The sequence below is a fragment of the Streptosporangium vulgare genome (assembly GCF_042428775.1).
Classification (GTDB): Bacteria; Actinomycetota; Actinomycetes; order Streptosporangiales; family Streptosporangiaceae; genus Streptosporangium; species Streptosporangium vulgare.
Genome location: NZ_JBHMBS010000002.1, coordinates 384,475 through 404,212, shown reverse-complemented (window position 1 = coordinate 404,212; position 19,738 = coordinate 384,475). Strand labels below are relative to the sequence as shown.

Annotated in this window: 12 protein-coding genes and 1 tRNA gene; 7 read left to right on the top strand and 6 right to left on the bottom strand. The window is 68.2% G+C overall.

Translation table 11 applies throughout. The annotated features are described in order from the left end of the window. The first annotated feature begins 458 nt into the window (after nt 1-458). Complete coding sequence (locus ACFFRH_RS05835) at nt 459-3,290, top strand: helix-turn-helix transcriptional regulator (RefSeq protein WP_386155067.1); 2,832 nt, start codon at nt 459-461, stop codon at nt 3,288-3,290. Between the two features lie 37 nt (nt 3,291-3,327). Here ACFFRH_RS05835 and ACFFRH_RS05830 read toward each other — a convergent pair whose 3' ends face one another. After that, a complete protein-coding gene (locus ACFFRH_RS05830) occupies nt 3,328-4,557 on the bottom strand; it encodes a cytochrome P450 family protein (RefSeq protein ID WP_386154782.1) in 1,230 nt (409 codons plus the stop codon). 674 nt (nt 4,558-5,231) lie between these two features. Between ACFFRH_RS05830 and ACFFRH_RS05825 the strand changes: the two genes are divergently transcribed. Together ACFFRH_RS05825 and ACFFRH_RS05820 are read left to right on the top strand one after the other, a co-directional pair. After that, complete coding sequence (locus ACFFRH_RS05825) at nt 5,232-6,377, top strand: hypothetical protein (protein WP_344742732.1); 1,146 nt, start codon at nt 5,232-5,234, stop codon at nt 6,375-6,377. A 400-nt stretch (nt 6,378-6,777) separates the two neighbouring features. Continuing rightward, nucleotides 6,778-10,530: an endonuclease/exonuclease/phosphatase family protein gene (locus ACFFRH_RS05820; protein WP_386154779.1), complete on the top strand. Its 3,753-nt coding sequence runs from the start codon at nt 6,778-6,780 to the stop codon at nt 10,528-10,530. A 1,013-nt stretch (nt 10,531-11,543) separates the two neighbouring features. Here ACFFRH_RS05820 and ACFFRH_RS05815 read toward each other — a convergent pair. Then, nucleotides 11,544-11,617 (bottom strand) — tRNA-Pro (locus tag ACFFRH_RS05815). Between the two features lie 35 nt (nt 11,618-11,652). After that, nucleotides 11,653-12,576, bottom strand: coding sequence for a metallophosphoesterase (locus ACFFRH_RS05810; RefSeq protein WP_386154776.1), 924 nt, complete (start codon nt 12,574-12,576; stop codon nt 11,653-11,655). Nucleotides 12,577-12,656: 80 nt separating this feature from the next. On the opposite strand from ACFFRH_RS05810, the gene ACFFRH_RS05805 reads away from it, so the two are divergent. After that, nucleotides 12,657-13,115: a GatB/YqeY domain-containing protein gene (locus tag ACFFRH_RS05805; RefSeq protein WP_386154773.1), complete on the top strand. Its 459-nt coding sequence runs from the start codon at nt 12,657-12,659 to the stop codon at nt 13,113-13,115. A 160-nt stretch (nt 13,116-13,275) separates the two neighbouring features. On the opposite strand, the gene ACFFRH_RS05800 is transcribed toward ACFFRH_RS05805, so the two are convergent. Beyond that, complete coding sequence (locus ACFFRH_RS05800) at nt 13,276-15,513, bottom strand: transglycosylase domain-containing protein (protein ID WP_386154770.1); 2,238 nt, start codon at nt 15,511-15,513, stop codon at nt 13,276-13,278. Nucleotides 15,514-15,831: 318 nt separating this feature from the next. Between ACFFRH_RS05800 and ACFFRH_RS05795 the strand changes: the two genes are divergently transcribed. Next, nucleotides 15,832-16,128 carry a WhiB family transcriptional regulator gene (locus tag ACFFRH_RS05795; RefSeq protein ID WP_012887233.1) on the top strand — a complete coding sequence of 99 codons (297 nt, stop codon included), beginning with the start codon at nt 15,832-15,834 and terminating at the stop codon, nt 16,126-16,128. A gap of 191 nt (nt 16,129-16,319) precedes the next feature. On the opposite strand, the gene bagB is transcribed toward ACFFRH_RS05795, so the two are convergent. Together bagB and bagA are read right to left on the bottom strand one after the other, a co-directional pair. Then, nucleotides 16,320-17,447 carry an ATPase BagB gene (bagB, locus tag ACFFRH_RS05790; RefSeq protein WP_344742741.1) on the bottom strand — a complete coding sequence of 376 codons (1,128 nt, stop codon included), beginning with the start codon at nt 17,445-17,447 and terminating at the stop codon, nt 16,320-16,322. Next, complete coding sequence (bagA, locus tag ACFFRH_RS05785; RefSeq protein ID WP_344742743.1) at nt 17,444-18,448, bottom strand: ATPase BagA; 1,005 nt, start codon at nt 18,446-18,448, stop codon at nt 17,444-17,446. The genes bagB and bagA overlap by 4 nt, the downstream gene beginning before the upstream one ends. 643 nt (nt 18,449-19,091) lie before the next feature. Between bagA and sp36 the strand changes: the two genes are divergently transcribed. Together sp36 and ACFFRH_RS05775 are read left to right on the top strand one after the other, a co-directional pair. Further along, nucleotides 19,092-19,247, top strand: coding sequence for a Sp36 family protein (gene sp36, locus ACFFRH_RS05780; RefSeq protein WP_344742745.1), 156 nt, complete (start codon nt 19,092-19,094; stop codon nt 19,245-19,247). Then, a complete protein-coding gene (locus ACFFRH_RS05775; protein ID WP_386154764.1) occupies nt 19,244-19,702 on the top strand; it encodes a RidA family protein in 459 nt (152 codons plus the stop codon). Before sp36 ends, ACFFRH_RS05775 begins: the two co-directional genes overlap by 4 nt. The last annotated feature ends 36 nt before the right edge of the window (nt 19,703-19,738 follow it).

Below are 19,738 nucleotides of genomic sequence, written 5' to 3'. Positions count from 1 at the left end.
GGCTCCGTTCGCCCCTGGCATCCGGCGATGCCACTGCGATCACGGTCGCTTCTCGGGCCCCTCCATCGCGCCCTGGGGACACCGTGGTCGGTACCCTGGCCCCGGGGTTACGGGTGCCCACTGGGCCCCGTGGTAGGTACCGGGGGCAGGAGAGGCCCTTCGAACAGTGAGGTCCTCGGTGGTGCCACCGGGGACCTCGGCGGGCAGTCGGTCGTGCCGCCGTTCAGAGACTGACGTCATCGTCTCCGTGATCACGCTGTCCGCCGAGCCTGTCGAAGTCGTGACGATGGTTCCGGCCGTGGGCGACGTTGCCGAAGGATAGGAAGCGATCACCTGTTTGATCGTCTTCTACCTGATCGACGATCTGTGCACCGGCCCCGCGGCCGGTGTCAGCGGCAAATTGCCCGGCTTGACGGCAGAACGGTAGGCTCCCCGTCTATCTAAGGCGTAGCGCCGGTATTCTCCTACGTTCGACAGTCAAGGGTCAGCGGGCAAACGGTCGGCGGGGGGCGGCGCCCATGGCAAGCAGAAGTCCCGGGTCGCAGCTTCGTGGGCGGCAGATCGAGTGCGAGACGCTGGACCAACTCGTGGCGACGGTGCAGGGCGGCCACAGCTCGGTCCTGGTTCTGCGCGGCGAGGCCGGCATCGGCAAGACGGCGCTGCTGGAGTACGCGCGAGGCGCCGCGTCCGGCTGCCGGACGGTCAGAGCGGCGGGCGTCGAGTCCGAGATGGAGCTGGCCTTCGGTGGTCTGCATCAGCTGTGCGCCCCGTTCCTGGATCACCTCGGTCGCCTGCCGGGCCCGCAACGCGACGCGCTCGGTACGGTGTTCGGCCTGAGCGCGGGACCTCCGCCGGACCGCTTCCTGGTCGGGCTCGCGGTGCTCAGTCTGCTCGCCGACGTGGCCGGGAAAGGGCCGTTGGTCTGCCTCGTCGATGACGCCCAGTGGCTGGACGAAGTCTCCGCGCAGACCTTCGCCTTCGTCGCGCGACGCCTGTTCGCGGAGCCGATCGGGCTGGTGCTCGCGGTGCGCGAGCCCGGCCTCGAACACGAGTTGACGGGGCTGCCGCAGCTCGAAGTGGGACGGTTGAGCGACAGCGACGCCCGCGCTCTGCTGGACTCCGTGACTCCTGGACGACTCGACGAGCGGGTCCGGGACCGGATCGTCGCTGAGACGCAGGGAAACCCGCTGGCCCTGCTCGAACTGCCCCGGGGAATGACGCCGGCCGAGCTGGCGGGTGGATTCGGGCGGCCCGACGCGCGGCCGCTGACGAGGCAGATCGAGCAGAGCTTCCTGCGGCGGGTCCAGTCGTTGCCGGCCGAGACGCAGCGGCTACTGCTCATCGCGGCGGCCGAGCCAGTCGGCGATGTGACCTTGTTGACTCACGCGGCGGAGTTGCTGGGTATCGAAGCGGCCGCCGCGGCGCCGGCCGAAGCGGCGGGGCTGATCGCCATCGGGACCCGGGTGCGTTTCCGCCATCCCCTCCTGCGCTCGGCGGCCTACCGCGTCGCGGCCCCGCAAGACCGGCAGGACGTCCACCGCGCGCTGGCCGACGCGACCGATCCCGAGTCGGATCCCGATCGCCGGGCGTGGCATCTCGCCAACGCGACGGCCGGCCCCGACGAGACGGTGGCCGCCGAGTTGGAGCGCTCGGCCGATCGGGCGCAGGCGCGCGGCGGAGTCGCCGCGGCGGCCGCGTTCCACGAGCGGGCGGCCGAGCTGACCCCCGATCCCGCGCGCCGCGGTGCCAGGGCGTTGGCGGCGGCACGGGCCAAGTATCGGGCCGGCGGGTACGACGCCGCGCTCGAACTGCTGGACGCGGTCGAACTCAGCCCTCTGAACGAACGCGAACTCGCCCAGGCCGGCCTGCTGCGCGGTCAGATCGCGTTCGCCTCCAGAAGCGCCGGCGCCGCCTTCCCGCTGCTGCTCAAAGCCGGTAAGCGCCTGACGCCGCTGGACGCCGGGCTGGCCAGGGAGACCTATCGTGACGCGTTGAACGCGGCTATGAACGCGGGCCGTCTGCCGGGCGGCGCTCGGGTGGTGGACATCGCCGAGGCGACGCTCGCCGCACCGCCGGGGCCGCCACCGGAGCGTAATAATCTGCTCCTGAACGGCGTGGCCGTGGCGCTCACCGAGGGGTACGCTGCGGGCGCGCCGATGGTGCTGCAGGCCCTGGGCGCCTTCCGCGCCGAAGGGGTCTCCAGGGAAGAGGGCCTTGGCTGGCTCCCGTTTGCGTCCCGCATGGCCCATAACGTCTGGGACTTCGACAATTGGTTCGTGCTCTCCGCGAGGCTGGTCGACCTGGCACGCGAGACGGGTGCGTTGTCGGTACTGCCCTCGGCTCTCCACATGCTCGTGTCGAACAGGGTCCTCGCCGGCGAGTTCGCCCTGGCCGACGCGCTGGTCACCGAGGCGGTGACGATCGGTGAGGTGACGGGCAGCCGCTTCCTGGCCCAGTACGCGGCCCTGATACTCGAGCCGTGGAGAGGCCGGGAAGCCGCGACACGTCAGGTGAGCGAAGCGGTCATGCGGGACACGGCCATCCAGGGGGAAGGCAAGGTGCTGACCGCCACCCAATGGGCGAGCGCGGTGCTCTGCAACGGCCTCGGTCGCTATGAGGAGGCGTACGTCGCGGCCGAGCGAGCCTTCGAGCACCCGCAGGAACTCGGCGGGACGGCCATCAGGTCCACGGTCGAACTCGTCGAGGCCGCCGTCCGGAGCGGAAGGCCGGCCCGAGCCGCCGAAGTCGCCTGGCGACTCGACGAGATGGCACGAGCCAGTGGCACCGACTGGGCCCTCGGCACCTCGGCGTGCGTGCGTGCCCAGGTGAGCGACGGATCGGACGCCGACGCTCTCTACCGCGAGGCGATCGAGCGGCTCGGCCGCACCGAGGTCCGGACGACGCTCGCCCGCACCCGGCTGCTCTACGGCGAGTGGCTGCGCCGGGAGAACCGCCGCCTCGACGCACGCGAGCAACTGGGCATCGCGTACGAGATGCTCAGCGACATGGGGGCCGAGGCGTTCGCGGAACGCGCCCGGCGCGAGCTCCAGGCCACCGGCGAGACGGTGCGCAAGCGCACCGTCGAGGCACGCGCCACTCTCACCGCCCAGGAAGCGCAGATAGCGCGCCTGGCCGGCGACGGGCTGACGAACCCGGAGATCGGCGCTCAGCTCTTCATCAGCCCGCACACCGTCGAATGGCACCTGCGGAAGGTCTTCGCGAAGCTCGGCATCGCGTCACGCAAACAGATCCGCACCATGCTGCTCGAAGGCGCAGCGCTCACGGCCTGAGGATCCGTGGCCTGCCGTCGTCGGCGGCCCGGCCACGCTACTCGACGGCGCGCAGGTACACGGGGAGTTCCTGGTGACCGTTGCTGATGAGAGTGGGTACCGGCCGCAACGCGTCGGCCGGTGCCGCGAGTGACATGGTGGGGAACCGTTCGAAGAGCTGACGCAGGACCTCCGCGACTTCGAGGCGGGCCAGGGGAGCCCCAAGGCAGAAGTGAACGCCGTAGCCGAACGCCAGGTGGTCCTTCACCTTGCGGGTGACGTCGAAGGAGTCGGCGTCCGGCCCGTGCCAGTCCGGGTGACGGTTGGCAGCTCCATACGCGGCGAGGATGGGGTCTCCCGCGGCGATGACCTGCCCGTCAGGCAACCTGATGTCGGTCACGGCGAAGCGCAGCGGCAAGTACTTGATGGCGGGTTCGGCGCGAAGGGTCTCTTCCACCACGTCCTCCCAAGTCGCCTGGCCGGTGCGGACGAGGTGGAGCTGGTCGGGGGACGTCAGCATCGCGAAGACGGCCTGGTCGATGACATTGACGGTCGTTTCGTAGCCGGCGTTGATCATCAGAATCATCGTGTCGCGCAGTTCGACATCGGTGAAGCCGCTGCCGTCCGACTCCTCATCGCGTGCCTCGATGAGGAGCGAGGTCATGTCGTCGCCGGGTTTGCCGCGCTTGGTGGCGATCAACTGGTCGGTCGTCTCAAAAAGACGCGCGGTGTTGGCCTGGGCCTGCTCAGGCGTGAGCGTGCTGTCGAAGACGTTGTCGACGAGCTGCCGGAAATCGTCACGCTGGTCTTCCGGTACGCCCATCAGGTGGCCGATCACGGCTATGGGCAGCGGATAGGCCAGTCGCTCGCGCAGGTTCACCACCTGGCCGGGGGGCGCCGTGGCGAGGTCGTCGATCAACTCGGTGACCAGGGATTGGACGATCGGCTTCAGCTCGGCGATGCGGCGTGCGCTGAAAGCGGGGGCGACCATCCGCCGTAACCTGCGGTGGTCGGCGCCGTATGCGGTGAGCATGCTCTGCACCTCGATCCACAGGGCGAGCGGCCACGTGCTGATCGTCCGCTGAAAGGCCGGGTAGTGAGCGCGGCCGTTCTTGGAGACATCGGGGCTGGTGAGCAGAGCCTTGAGGAGGGCAGGGTCGGTGACCGCCCAGACTCGCAGGCCGAGGATGTCCACGGGGGTGGCCGGGCCACGAGCCCGCAGGGCCTGGTATTCGGCATGCCGGTCGGCACCGGTGGGATCGATGACGAACGGGAGAGGTCGGGACATGTGTCTTCTCCTTCAGGTCGCGGCGGCGAAGCGGAGGGAAAGGGCCTCACGGGCCACGCCGGATCGCTGTGGCTCGCCAAGCTGGTCTCATGCGGGATGGCGGGTCTGTCGTAGGCCGTGTCCGGGCGATCTGGTTCAAGCCGAACCGGCCAGGCTGGTAGTGCTCAAGGTCGCCGGTTGATGACATCGATGCGGTGCAGGCGTTGATGACGGCGACGAGGTCGAGGTTCTACACATGGTTGACCGGGTAGCCCGGCTATGTGTGACAGGAAGCTGGGTGTGACGTACGTCTTATCAATGTCAATCCTCCGGGATCGTGGAGACGGTTGTACGCCACAGCGGTCCTGAGGAGGGCCGAAGACGCTTGTCTCTTCTCGATCATGTGACGTTTGAACTCAACGCCCCATCCTTGATCTGCGCCATTCGGCACTTCCAATTACGCGGGTCTCGTGTTCATGCCGGGCACCAACCCCACTGAGTCTGCCTTCGCCACCGTCCGCTTCGAGCGAGGACACCTCGTCGAGTTGCCCAAGACCCCTGTGATTTACGTGATGTGACGAGCGTCATGTCACACGCGACATGCCGGACTTGTCTTTATGGTGACGGTCCATCAGCTGCCTCCGCATCCAAGGGCCCGATGGAAGTCGATTCGGAAGACGAGTTCGGGAGAAAAAATGGTCAACAAGAAGAGGTTGTTCCGGACGACGGCGGTGGCGCTGATCGCCGCCACCACTGCTCTTGGTGGAATCACGGCACCGGCTTCGGCCGATGCCCCCTCGACCGAAATCATCAGCCCCCCGGCCGATGACGGTGGCGCTTCGACCAGTTCCTGGGGTTTTCCCGGTGAGGGAGCCAATTGGCAGCCGGTGACCTATGCAGGCGGACCGATCACCAGCAGGTCCACTCCGGGAGAGGCACGCGACAACCGCGGCAACATCCTTCACGCCTGGCGCGGCGCGGACAACGACTCCATCTGGATCTCGTTGAACAACGGGCCCGCGTACTCGCTGCCCAACGCGCAGACGTGGACACCTCCGAGGGTGATCTGGACCGACGACGGGGGGCGTGGAAACTTCCGGATCTTCCACACCGGTACCGAGGGCCACGTCTACCAGCACCGCGTCCAACTCAGCGCGAGCTACCAACTGCCCGGTACCTTGCCCAACTGGACCAGGATCCCCAGCGACACGCGTACCACCGACACCGAGCCCGTGGCGGCTGCCGCGCTCCCCGGCAACTCCTTCATGCTCGCCTGGAACAGCCAGTCCAACGACGACATCTGGACGATGTACTACAACGGCGAAACCGGTACCTACAGCTCTCCAAGCGTGGTTCCGGGCGCGCAGAGTAAGGACGCGCCGGGACTGGCCGCCCAGGTGGACACCAACAACGACCCCGCTCCCTGGAATCAGGTCGTTCTCGCCTTCACGGGCACCGACAACTACGTGTACATGTCGCGGCAGCGGTACGGGACCGGCAACTGGACGAATCCGTTCCGGGTTTATGCCACGGGCACCCCTGGCTACACGAGAAATGGCCCGTCCGTCGCGCTCTCCCGAAACGGCTACGGCGTCATCACCATCACCGAGGACCGCGACAACACCATCGGCAGCTACATCATTTCGCGCGACGGAGGGTGGAGTGGATATTACGAAGAGAACAGCTTCGCACTCTCCCCCGGAAAAACCCCGCTGGCCGTGATAGCCGGTACCGATCTCTACTACGTCATCAACGGTTCGGGCGGCGGCAAGAGCGGCGTGCTGTGGAAGAAGGTCTACGACTTCGCGGTGATGCCCACCCCGTCGGCCCCGCAGTGGTGAGCCGATAGACGCTTATTCGGACGACGCCGCCACGATTGGCCGCCGTTCCTGCCAGGACCTCAAAGCGTGGCGGGTATGGTCGCCCGCGTCTGGTCGGCGCACCCCACCTCAGCCATCCGGTCCTGACGCCGACGCCCGGCGTCGGCGTCAGGACCGTCCTTCTTGCTGACGACGAACCTCGGTCGCCAGGCGCGCTCGACTACCCCGAAATCAAGTCGCGTTCCGCGCCACAAAAACCTGCGGTCGCTCTCCGACCGCCCCTCGCCCTATGCGTACGGACGAAACAATGACTCGAATAAGACTGGTTCCACCAGCGGCGGCCGTTGTGTCCGGCCTGCTGCTCTCATTACTGGCGCCGGGGATCACCCCGGCAGCGTCGGCGTTCGCTCCCGCGGCGCCTGTGAACGCACCCGCCGCGGCAGAAGACTCGCCGTCGGCCGGACCGGGGGCGTCCGGACCGGATCTGAGTTACGCCAACCGCGGGACCCCGCCCGCCGGTCTGCCGGACTGGTCGCGTGCGGGATACCGGGGTGGTCACGAGCTTCCCGGCAACTCGGACCTGACCAGTGACGCCTCCTGCCGTATCTCCTCGGTCAAGCTCGCCTCCGAGTACGAGGTGATCGGGGACGATGGGGTCGATGACACCGTCGGCCTGCAGAGGGCGATCGACCACATCAAGAGCGACTGCTCCCCGAACGCGAACTTCCACCGGCTCTCGCTCATCGAGTTGCCGTACGGGCGGATCGACATATCCAAGCAGATCTACGTTGACGCCAGTTTCCTGACCATCAAGGGCAGGGGCTCCGGCGAAGGCGGAACCCGACTGGTGTTCCGACCCGATCTCAGCACCCGTTACGACCAGACGATCAACGGCCGCTGGGACCAGGAGAGCATGACGGCCGGCACCGCCCCCGACATCGGCAACGGCGGCTGGATATGGCCTGGCCGTGGCATGTTCCGGGTCCAGACCCGGGAAATGGCGACCCGGTACAAGGACGACTGGGAGCTGCTCCCGCCCCTCCCCGGTCGCAAGGACCTCTTCGAGGGCAGCATCAACCAGCACTGGGCCTCCGGCTTCAAGCTCGCCGCCGCCACCGGCGATCCGGGGTTCTCGGCCCGCGAGGGCGGCAACGTCGTGCGGCTCGATGCGAAAGCCGACATGACCAAGTTCAAACTGGGCGGCTACGCCTGGGTCGGCGCGGCCAACAGCAAGAAGTTCTACGCGCAGCAGGGCATCACCGAACCGAGCATGATCGAGGCGCTCCACATGCGCCAGGAGATGTTCCGGATCACCCGTATCGATGTCACGGCCAAGACGATCACGCTGGACCGGTCGCTGGAGTGGGACCTGCCGGTCAACTCCGAATCGGACGGCTCGGAACCTCTGAACGGCAACGGCACGCCGTATGCCAGCAAGGTCACTCCGCTGAAGGTCGTCGAGGGGGTCGGCTTCGAGAACTTCGCCTTCACCCAGGACATGAACGGCCTGCCGAAGATCGGCGGCCAGGAACACTACTCGCTCACGCCCGAGCAGGCCAAGAACAACTACGGCAACCTGGCCCCCGAGTACGCGATGCACGGCATCGTCTTCAAGTGGGCCGCCAACAGCTGGGCACGCGGGCTGAAGGCCACGATGACCGGCTCGCACTCGATCGTCACCGAGGTGGCGCGCAACCTGCAGATCGAGCGCAACAGCTTCGACGGCGCCTGGAACAAGGGCAAGGGCGGCAACGGCTACCTGCGCGGCAGTCGCGTGTGGGACTCACTGTGGGCCCACAACCTCGTCCGCGATCTGCGTCACCTCACCTTCCAGTGGTCCGCCAGCGGCAACGTCGCCTTCCGCAACGACCTCGACGCGGACCTGAACCTCCACGGCGGCTGGGAGCACCACAACCTCTTCGAGCAGAACACGGTGAGAGTTCCCTATGAGCACCGCTCGGCGAGCTGCGCCGCCAACTGCGGCGGCGAGGGCGGCGAGACAGACGAGGGCACCTGGTATCCGATCTGGTGGGCGGCCGGCCCCAAGGCCGGCAAGTGGGCCGGCTCCTCGGGTCCGCAGAACGTCTTCTACGACAACACCCTGATCAAGCAGAAGACCGAGGGCGGACCGTTCGAACCGTACGCGCCGTACGGCACGCGAACCGGCACCGCCTTCCAGTTCGGCTCCGACAGCACCGACCCGAGCCGGTTCCGGCCACTGAGCCAGGGCGGGCAGGCGATCGCGGACTGGACCGGACAGGAGAGACTCGACTACAGCGGGCAGGGGCTGGTGGCCCTCGACGTCGGCAAACGGCACTCGCTGTTCCTGCGCGACACCGGCGGTGAGATCGACCCCCGCCCGAACTACAGCCGCAAGGTGATCACCTGGAACATGCAGGGCGCGAGGACCACCAACGGTGCCGGCGAGTACGAATCCAAGTACGACGAGGGAGTGCTCGACATGATGACGCGATACGAGGCCGACATCATGCTCCTGCAAGAGGCCGGCTCTCCGCCCGGAGGCGAAACAGGCAACAGGTGGCTAGGGCAGGACATCCAGCAGACGGCCTATACCCGGGGGCTGGACTACGTGGGTAACCCCATACGCCCCCCGGTCCGGCAGTACCGTATCAGCGGGACTCAGAGCCGACCGGCGGCATATCTGTACTGGCTGAACACGGACACTTCCCCCAACGGGGTCAACCGCGTCAACTTAGCCATAGCAACCGCCAGGCAGGTCGCCCCGGAGGATGTGTACGTCGTCCCGGGATTTGTCGACGAGAACGGAATCGCCACGAGCCGGCCCGCGCTCGGTGTCCGCGTCGACGGCGTCGTCTACTTCACGGTGCACGGGTGGTCGGGGAGCGGCAACGACGATCCCCAACTGCTGCGCAACATCCGGACCCGGATGGCCACCGCAGGCCCCGATAACACGCCACTGCCCTGGGTGGCGCTCGGCGACTACAACCGCCTCCCCTATCCGGGCGCACAGAATTCGCTGTACGACCGACTCGCCCGGGACGAACCTGGGCAGTGGCAGGTGATGGCCCCGTCCCTGGGGCAGCCGACCCATCCGACCCGGCCGGACCCCGAACCCTATATTCCGGACCCCCTGGATCCCGAGCCCGAGCAGCCGCAGACCGTCACGCCGAGAATCCTCGACTACGCGGTCGCCCCGACCGGCGACAACGCGCCCCGCGCCACAGGAATAGCGCGGGTCGACGAGGAAGTAAGGTCGGACCACTATCCCGTCCTGTTCGAGCTCGGCAACCTGCCGGAACCCCCGAAGGGGAGGTCGCGGCCGGTGAAGAAGCTGCCGCCGCAGGCTGTGCTCCGCAACGCCGAAACCACCAATGTGGCCACCTACGGCGGCTACACCTCCCAGGTCACCGACGAGCCGCTCAACCGGGCCGATGTACCGATGCAGACGTTCAGACTGGACGTCGTGCCCGAGTTCCCCGGCTACTATCGCCTGATCGCTATCGACGGCAACAGTTATCTGGGTCAGCGAGACGGCGCCCGCGACGCGCGGATGGTGCTGAACCCGAACGAGGAGACCAACCAGCTCTGGCTCCCCGTCGATCAGGGCGATGGCACATGGACCCTGGAGAACATGGTCAGCCACCAGTTGCTCACGTCTCTCGGCAGCGGTGAGGCGCTGGCGGCTCGCGACTTCGACAACTCGGCCGCCCAGCGCTGGTTCCTCCAGGACCCCGTCACCGAGGCACCGAGAGTCGACGAGATCCTGCTCGAAGAGTTCACCCCGCCTTTGACGGTCACCGTCGCGGACGGCCGTACCGAGGAGGGCACCTCGGTGGAGGTGCGCTACGACACCGAAGCGGGCAACGAAGGGTTTATCACGATCTACGCGGACAAAACTGGCGATGATCACTGCTACTACCTGGCCTACGGCGGGAAATATGTCAATGCGACGGCGACTCGGACACTGCCGCAGGACGGCAACAAGGTCACGCTGAACACCTTCCGCCCCAACGACGACGGCTACCTGTGGTGTGCGACGTTCAACGGGACGGCGATGTTCCTGAGCAATCACACGGCCCCCGACGAGCGCCTGTACCTGGACGCTCACGGCGAGAACCTGCCGTTGACGCTCAGCGCACGCACACCCGGTCTCCCGGTGGACCTGTGGGCCTTCGATCCGGTCACTCAGTGACGGACACGGCACGGCCGGTCCTACGCCTGACCGCCGGCCGGCAACCGAGTACTGACTCGGCCTCACCGTTCACATGAAGAGATCGCGCGCCCGGCTCCCATGGGGGCCGGGCGCGCCCAACCGTCTCAGGCCTCCAACCCGCGCCCGCGCACGGCGTCAGGTGGGTGCGGCGGAGCTCTCTGCCGGGAGTTCTCAGACGAGCGGCCGCGTCGCGCCACGCCTCGTAGTCGGCGCGGCTGCCGGAGTTGAGCGGCTTCTGGTCGCGACGAGGCCCAGCCGTTGAGCCGGAGATGAGACCGCGCAGGATGGGCTGACCCTCCGGGTTGGGGTCGGTCCTGAGCATCAGCGGCGGCACCGCGCCGAGCAGCACGGCCTTGGCCACGCGGGAGGCGCCGTGGCGGCCTCAGCAATCCCGGCGCGGTTCAATCTCTCGACTCGTCGGTCACAACAGCACGGCTGTGACCGAGGCTGTCTACCGCAAGCAGATCCGGCCTGTTCTTCCAGGGGGTGCCGTGGCTATGGGTCGGATCTTCCGGCGGGAGTGGGAAGACACGAACGGGGCCTCACCGACTCTCGGGTGAGGCCCCGTTTTCTGTGCGTGCTCGTGCTCCCTGATCAGGGAATGTGCTGCCAACTACACCAGCAACCACCAGCGGAACTCGAAGGGACAAGAGCGTCTTGGACTTCAAGCACTTAGAGACCATTTGCCTGCACCTCTTCCAAAGGCCACGGAGTTCCGGAACCAACAACAGAGACGCAGCAGCGACGATCCCTATCTGAGGAAGCCACGGACTCGAACCGAGACCTTCCCCAATCAGGAAGCACGAACATGGTCATTCTGGTGCTCACGGTCCGGGATCCGGCCAGCACCCCAGGACCCATGAAGATCTCAGAAATGCTTCTGTGGCCCCTTGACCAGGACCCGTAGTCACGCACTTAGACACTCGGACAACGCAAAAGGCCAGCTCCGATTTCTCGGAACTGGCCCTTTACCTCGGGACTTTACTTCGACGTCGGGGTGACAGGATTTGAACCTGCGGCCTCTTCGTCCCGAACGAAGCGCGCTACCAAGCTGCGCCACACCCCGGTCACACGCCCGGTCTTGCTCGTGCTTGGAAAAGTCTAGCGGACTTCGTGGGTGCTTGCGTCGCCGCGACGGCGGGGCATCAGGGTCAGGAGGCTGGCCTCGGGGTAGCAGGCGAAGCGGACCGGAGCGTAGGGGCTGGTGCCGAGGCCGGCGGAGACGTGGAGATAGGCGGAGTCGTGGCGGCTCATGCCCTTGACGCGGGCCCGGTCGATGCCGCAGTTGGTGACCAGGGCGCCGTAGAAGGGGACGCAGAGCTGGCCGCCGTGGGTGTGCCCGGCGAGCAGCAGCTGGTAGCCGTCGGCGGCGAAGCGGGTCAGGTTGCGGGGCTCCGGCGAGTGCATCACGCCCAGGCGAAGGTCGGCCGCGGTCGGGGCGGGGCCGGCGATCAGGTCGTAGCGATCGAGGTTGATGTGGGAGTCGTGGATGCCGCCCACGGCCACGTCGAGGTCGCCGACCTTGAGGCGGGCGGTGGTGTTGTTCATGTCCAGCCAGCCCTCGGCGGCCATGGCGGCGCCCAGCTCCTCCCAGGGGAGGGTGGGGATCTTCTGGCCGTAGTCGGCCTTGGACGTGCGCCAGAGGTAACGTGCCGGGTTCTTCGGCCGCGGCTCGTACATGTCGTTGGAGCCGTAGACGAACAGGCCCGGCCGGGACAGCAGGGGCTCCAGGGCGTGCATGAGGGGCGCGATCGCGTCGGGGTGCGAGATGGAGTCGCCGGTGTTGACCACCAGGTCGGGGTTGAGGGCCCCCAGCGAGCGCACCCAGTCGATCAGCCTCCGCCTGCCGGGGGTGAGGTGCAGGTCGGACAGGTGGAGGATGCGTACGGGCCGCTGCCCCGGCTCCAGCACGGGCACGTCGAAACGGCGCAGCCGGAACGCGTTGCGCTCGACGACCGAGGCGTACGCGAGGCCGGCCAGGCCGACGCCGAACAGGGACAGGGGCACCGCGGCTGCTTTCCTCACCTTCTCATCATGCCCGAGATCGGGCCCTCGAACGGAAACTCGGGATACAGCGGGGCTGGTGAGGCGGCAAGATGGACGGCATGAGCGCATTGAAGGACAAGCTGAAGGCCGATCTCACGGCCTCCATGAAGAGCAGGGACGAGATCCGCACCCGCACGATTCGCATGGCCCTCGCGGCCGTGAACGTCGAGGAGGTCTCGGGCAAGACCGCACGCGAGCTCAGCGACGACGAGGTCGTCAAGGTGCTGGCCAAGGAGGCCAAGAAGCGCCGCGAGGCGGCCGAGGCGTTCAGCGGGGCCGGCCGGGTGGAGCAGGCTCAGGCGGAGGTCGACGAGCAGGCCGTGCTGGAGGCGTACCTGCCCGCGCAGCTGTCCGACGAGGAGCTCGCCGGGATCGTGGACGAGGCCGTCGCCGAGAGCGGTGCCACCGGGCCGCAGGCGATGGGCCAGGTCATGAAGATCGTGAACCCGAAGGTCGCCGGACGCGCCGAGGGCGGTCGCGTCGCGCAGGCCGTACGGGCCCGCCTGGCGTCCTCCTGAGGCGGCCCGCCTGACGTCCTTCCGAGGCGGGAGCCCTCTGAGGTGAGAGCCCTCCTCGCCGGACCTTCGAAGGTCCGGCGAGGAGGGCTCTGGCGTTCCTGGGCCCGGTGTTCCGGGTCTGGCGTTCCGGGGGCTGTGCGTTCCCGGGACTCCTGTGTCGCTACGGGACGGGCGGGGCGATCGGGGCGCCGCCGTTCGGGCCGAACGGGAAGCCGCCGTTGACCTCCCGGTCGCCGCCGTCCGGCGGGCCGAACGGGCCGTCGCCGTTGTCACCGCGGTCGCCGCGGTCGTTACCCCGGTCGTCGTGGGGGCCGTCGCCGTTGTCGCGCTTCGGCGGAGGCTTGGGCGCGCACCGGCCGGCGGAGCAGCCACCGAAGCGCTCCATGTTCACCGGGGTGAAGGGGGTCGCCTCCACGCCCTTGAGCGCGCCGAGCATGGAGTCCTTCCAGATCCGCCCGGAGATCGAGGCGCCGTAGACGTAGCTGTAGTAGCGCCCGCCGATGGTCACGCCGGTCAGGTCGTACTTGAAGGCGCCGCGCGGGTCGCCGAGGCTCACCGCGGAGGCGAGGTCGGGGGTGAACCCGGCGAACCAGGCGGCGGTGTAGGCGTCGGTGGTGCCGGTCTTGCCCGCCGCCGGACGGCCGATGCCGCCGACCTCGGTCATCGTGCCCTTGGTGAAGACCCCGGACATGATGTGGCTGGCCGCGTCGGCGACCTCCTCGTCCAGGACCTGCTTGCACTTCGGCTTGTAGGAGGTCTTCTTGCCGTCGCGGTCGGTGCTCTCGGTGATCACCATCGGGCTGCAGTAGGTGCCCCGGGCGGCGATCGTCGCGTAGGCGGCGGAGACCGTCACCGGGTCCATCTCGTTGATGCCGAGCGTGAAGGTCTCGAACTCCTTCAGCCCCGTGCCGTCGGCGCGCTTGATGCCCAGGTTCTTGGCCATCTTGACCGTCTCGCAGAGGCCGACCTCCTGCTCCAGGCGCATGAAGAAGGTGTTCACCGAGCCCAGGGTGCCGGTGGTCAGGGTCTTGAAGCCGCCGCCGCCCTCGCTGGAGTTCTTGACCTCGTGGTCGGGCTCGCCGACCGCCTTGCCCTTGCAGTTACGGAACGCGCTGTGGCTGGGGGCCCGGTAGCCGGAGCCGGTGGTGAAGCCGTCGTTCAGCTTCATGCCCTGGTCCAGGGCGGTCAGCAGGGTGAAGGGCTTGAACGTGGAGCCCGCCTGGAAACCCGCTCCGCCGCCGTGCTCCCGGTCACCGACGAGGTTGTAGCTGATCTCGTTCTTCTTCTTGTTCCTGCCGAAGTTGCGGCTGGCGGCCATCGCCTTCACGGCGCCGGTGCCGGGAACGACCATCGCCTGCGCGGCGACCGGCTTGTCGCTGGTCTTGACGTATTCCTTGATCGCCTTCTCCGAGGCCTTCTGGGCCTTCGGGGTGAGCGTCGTCTTGATGACCAGTCCGCCGCGCTGCAGCAGCCTCTCGCGCTGCTTGCGGGTCTTGCCGAAGTCCTCGTTGGTCGCGATCTCCTGCCGCACGTAGAGGCAGAAGTACGGGTAGGCGCTCTCCTCGCAGCCGCCGGGGGCCTCGATGTTCTTGAAGCCGAGCTTCTTCTTCTTGGCCTCCTCGGCCTCCTGCGGCGTGATCTTGCCGAGCTCGGCCATCCGGTTCAGCACGGTGTTGCGCCGAACCAGAAGCCGGTCGCGGGAGGCCTTGCCCGCGCTCGGGTCGGTCACGCTCGGGTTCTGCACGGCCCCGGCGAGGGTGGCCGCCTCCCACAGGGCGAGCTTCGAGGCCGGCTTGTTGAAGAACCGCCGGGAGGCGGCCTGGATGCCGTAGGCGCCCGCGCCGTAGTAGGAGATGTTCAGGTAGCGCTCAAGGATCTCCGACTTGGTGTACTTCTCCTCGATGGCCAGCGCGTAGCGCAGCTCGTTGAGCTTCCGCGGGAGGGTCGGCGCGATCGCGGCGTCCTGCTCCTCCTTGGTCTCCGCGGCGTTGACGAGCACGAGCTTGACGTACTGCTGCGTGATGGAGGAACCGCCCTGGACGACGCCGCCGCCCGAGACGTTCTTCACGGCCGCGCGGAAGGTGCCCTCAAGGTCGATCGCGCCGTGCTCGTAGAAGCGGTAGTCCTCGATCGCCACGATCGCCGTCTTCATGACGTCGGCGACCTCGTCCAGTTTCACCGACTCGCGGTTCTCGAAGTAGAACTGGGCGAACTGCTTGCCGTCGGCGTCGAGCAGGGTGGTCTTCTCGGCGAGAGGGGGCTCCTTGAGCTCCTCGGGGAGGAGACGAAGCTCGTCGGCCGCCGCGTTCACCGTCATCCCCGCGCCGCCCACGGCCGGAAGCGCCACGGCGGCGACAAGCACACCTGTGACAGCGGCCGCGCCGGTCAACTTCAGCACATTACCGACCGCGCCGATCACAGACCGCTGGTCTTTGCCTTGAGCTTGCACGAGTCCCAGGGTACGTCGGACGGATGCCGCAAACGGTAACGGAACGCCATCTTAGCTCGGCTTTGTCCCGTTATCTCAAGCAGGTGACTAGTCATTCCCGGCCAGATGGCCGTGGATGACCATGTGAGAATTTGGTCCCGGCGGGGTCTGTCGGCCCGAACGTCTGGTTGCGTACGTTCTCTTTCTGCAGCAATTGAATACCGAGGCCCGACGCCCGCGCCCGTCGGCCCAAGTCACGACTGACCACCTAAAGGGGAGTGGGGTCGAATGTGGATCACGGATTGGACCTCCCGTGCGGCCTGTAAGGGTGCGGATCCTGACGCTTTGTTCGTTCAGGGTGCTGCCCAGAACCGAGCGAAGCTGATCTGCCGAGGATGCCCGGTCCGGACCGAGTGCCTCGCCGATGCGCTGGACAACCGCATCGAGTTCGGGGTGTGGGGCGGGATGACCGAGCGCGAACGCCGAGCGCTGTTGCGCCGGCGACCGGATGTCGACTCCTGGCGGGACCTGCTGGAGTTGGCCAAAGAGGAATACGAGCGGACTAACGAGCTGATCGCCGGCTGAGTTCGCGCCCATCCCGTACGGCTGGCGCCGGGCGCCAGCCGTACACGCATGTCACGGGCCGGAGAGCGCGCGCCGCCACGCGTGTTCTCCGGGTCCGCTTCTCTCCTTCTCCGGGTTCGCCTGACGGCTTCTCCGGGTTCGTCCGACGGCGGCGCCTGACCCCGGCGGGGTCACACCGCCGCGCCGTACGGTCAGCGGGCGGCCAGGAGGTCGCCCACCTCGCGCAGTCCCTCCAGGTCGTGCACGTCCTGCGCCATGGCGGGGACCCGTGCCACGGGCACCGTGGGATGGGCGGAGACGAAGTGCTCCTCCTCGCGTCGCTCGCGAGCGGCCAGCTGCATCCTGTCGGCGTGCAGCCGCAGCACGGCGGAGGTGAGCTCGTGCTCGCCGCGTGACTCCAGGTCCTCCGCGGCGGCGGTGCTCCGCGCCCCGGACAGCATGGACGCGGGCGAGCGGTGCACCCGGTTGACCACGAGACCCGCCAGGGGCATGCGCTCCTCGGCCAGCCTCTCCACGAAGTAGGAAGCCTCGCGCATCGCGTCGCGCTCGGGCGAGGCCACGACGACGAACGCCGTCCCCGGGGCCTGCAGGAGCCGGTAGGTCTGGTCCGCCCGCGCCCTGAAACCGCCGAAGACGGCGTCCAGCGCGGACACGAACGTCTGCAGGTCCTTGAGCACCTGCGCGCCCAGCAGCTTGGTCAGCGCTCCGGCGACGATGCCGAAACCCGCGTTGAACAGCTTGAACGCGCTGCGTCCCCCGGCCTTGGCGGGAAGCATGAGCACCCGGATCAGCTTGCCGTCGAGGAAGCGGCCGAGCCGCTCGGGAGCGTCGAGGAAGTCGAGCGCGGAGCGGGACGGCGGGGTGTCGACGATGATCAGATCCCATTCGTCCGACCGCCTGAGCTGGCCCAGCTTCTCCATCGCCATGTACTCCTGCGTGCCGGAGAAGCTGGACGACAGGGACTGGTAGAAGGGGTTCGTCAGGATCTGGCGGGCTCGCTCGGGGTCGGCGTGCGCCTCGATGATCTCGTCGAAGGTCCGCTTCATGTCGAGCATCATGGCGTGCAGCCGGCCCTCACCCTCGACGCCCACGACGGGCCTGGGGGTGTTGTCGAGTTCGGTGAGCCCCATCGACTGCGCCAGCCGCCGCGCGGGGTCGACCGTGAGCACCACGGCGGAACGGCCGCGCTCGGCCGCGCGCAGCCCCAGCGCCGCGGCGGTGGTGGTCTTCCCGACACCGCCGGAGCCGCAGCAGACGACGATCCGGGTGTCCGGATCGTCGATGATCGCGTCGAGGTCGAGGAACGGGGGGGTCTTCACGCTGCTCCCTGGGTGCGGATCGATTCCGCCAGCTCGTACAGCCCCGACAGATCCACCCCGTCGGCCAGCAACGGCAGGTCGTAGCGGGGGCGGGCGGCCTTGTCCAGCGACCGCCTCTCATGCCGTTCCAGTTCGGTGCGGCGGGCGTGTTCGGCGATCTCCTCGGTCAGGGCCTCGGCCACCGAGGCCGCGGCGCGACCGTCGTCGGTGAGCCCCGCGGCCTTGAGGCCGAGCATCAGCTCGGTCGGGTCGAGCCTGTCCTCGGCGGCGGCGTCCAGGACGGAGGCGGGCAGCAGCGACTCGCGGATCATGTTGATGAAGATCCCGCCGGGTGGGAGCCCGGCGGCGCGGAGCTCGCGCAGGCCGTCGAGGGTCTCCTGGACCGGCATCTCCTCCAGGAGCGTGACGAAGTGCACGGCGGTCTCGGGGGAGGAGACGACGCCGTTCACCAGGTCGGCGTGGTTCTTGATCGGGCCGACCCTGGCCAGCCCGGCGACCTCGTTGGTGACGTTGAGGAAGCGCGCGATCCTGCCGGTCGGCGGCGCGTCCAGCACGACCGCGTCGTAGACCCTCTTGCCGTCCTTGCCCTTGCGCCGGACGGCCTCGCTCGTCTTGCCGGTGACCAGGACGTCGCGGAAGCCGGGGGCGATGGTGGTGGCGAAGTCGACGACTCCGATCTTGCTGAGCGCCCTGCCCGCCCTGCGCATGCCGTAGAACATCTCAAGGTATTCGAGCATGGCCTCCTCGGCGTCGATGGCCAGCGCGTAGACGTCCCCGCCGTCGGGCGCGACGGCGATCTTGCGCTCCTCGTACGGCAGCGGCGGCAGGTCGAAGACCCGGGAGATCCCTTGGCGGCCCTCGACCTCGACCAGCAGGACCTTTCTGCCACCCGCCGCGAGGGCGAGCGCGAGTGCGGCGGCCACCGTGGTCTTGCCGGTGCCGCCCTTGCCGGTGACGACGTGAAGGCGTACGCCGTCCCAATCGGTGTCGCGAGCTCTCACCCTTCGAAGGCTACCCAACGGCTACTTGACAACTCCTCGTCGCCTTCCTCCGGAGAGTGCGCACCGGTACGGCCCCTCGATGGGAGGGGCCCTACCGGACCCCTTCACGGGCACCCGTCCGGAGGGCGGCCGAGATGCCTCCCGCGGCCGCCTTCGCCACTGACAGCCCTGTTCAGCACGGTCGTGGGGGCCGTGATCGCCGGGACCGGACGGGCCGGGGACCCGGCGTGCGGCCCGGGAGACCGTAGGTGGTCGTGTCGCTAAACGATCGGGCCAGGAAAGTAAATATGCAGATTCTCACAGATTCTCACAGCGGGCCGTCCCGATCCCCCGCCTGATCGTCGGCTCGTCTCCGGCGACCTCCGGCGACCTCCGGTCACCTCCGGGGGTGACGCCGGTCGGAGGGCGGGGACTCGCACCGGCGCACCTTCGTGATCGCTCAAGGGTCGCCCCGGGCTCTCCGGGTCGGTTTTCCCGGCATCTCCCGGCCTCTCCCGGTCTCATCTCTGCCGCTCCCCGGTCGCCGCCTGGCCGCTTTCGGGCCGGTCCCGGGGCCTCTCGGGGGGCGCTCCGGGGCCGGGCCCGGCGTTCGACGGTTCTGGGTGGGCCGCTCACCGGGGGCGGTCTCGCTAATGTGTCCCGCATGACGAAATGGGAGTACTCGACGGTGCCGCTGCTGGTCCACGCGACGAAGCAGATTCTTGACAACTGGGGCCAGGACGGCTGGGAGCTCGTCCAGGTCGTGCCGGGTCCCAACCCCGAGCAGCTGGTCGCCTACCTGAAGCGGCCGCGGCAGTGACGGCCGAGGAGAGATTGGCGGAGCTGGGCCTGACCCTGCCGGAGGTGGTGCCGCCGCTGGCGGCGTACGTCCCGGCGGTGCGTTCCGGTGATCATGTCTACACCTCGGGGCAGCTCCCGATCGTGGACGGCAAGCTGGTGACCGCGGGCAAGGTCGGCGCGGAGGTGGACGTCGAGGACGCCTACGAGCTCGCGAGGGTGTGCGCGCTCAACGCCCTCGCCGCCGTCGCGTCGGTGGCCGGAGGGCTTTCGAACGTCGTCCGCATCGTCAAGGTCGTCGGCTTCGTGGCCAGCGCCCCGGCCTTCACCGGCCAGCCGCAGGTCGTCAACGGCGCCAGCGACCTGCTCGCCGCGGTGCTCGGCGACGCTGGCAAGCATGCCCGCAGCGCGGTCGGCGTCGCCGTCCTCCCGCTGGACGCGCCGGTCGAGGTCGAGGTGATCGCCGAGGTCCGCTGAGGTCGCCGGGACCCCGGTGGAGCCGGTGGACCGGTG

Bases quoted from the DNA above. Each gene is read 5' to 3' on its own strand.
- ACFFRH_RS05825 (WP_344742732.1), top strand. From the start codon at position 5,232: ATGGTCAACAAGAAGAGGTTGTTCCGGACGACGGCGGTGGCGCTGATC.
- ACFFRH_RS05830 (WP_386154782.1), bottom strand. From the start codon at position 4,557: ATGTCCCGACCTCTCCCGTTCGTCATCGATCCCACCGGTGCCGACCGG.
- sp36 (WP_344742745.1), top strand. From the start codon at position 19,092: ATGACGAAATGGGAGTACTCGACGGTGCCGCTGCTGGTCCACGCGACG.
- ACFFRH_RS05795 (WP_012887233.1), top strand. From the start codon at position 15,832: ATGTGGATCACGGATTGGACCTCCCGTGCGGCCTGTAAGGGTGCGGAT.
- ACFFRH_RS05805 (WP_386154773.1), top strand. From the start codon at position 12,657: ATGAGCGCATTGAAGGACAAGCTGAAGGCCGATCTCACGGCCTCCATG.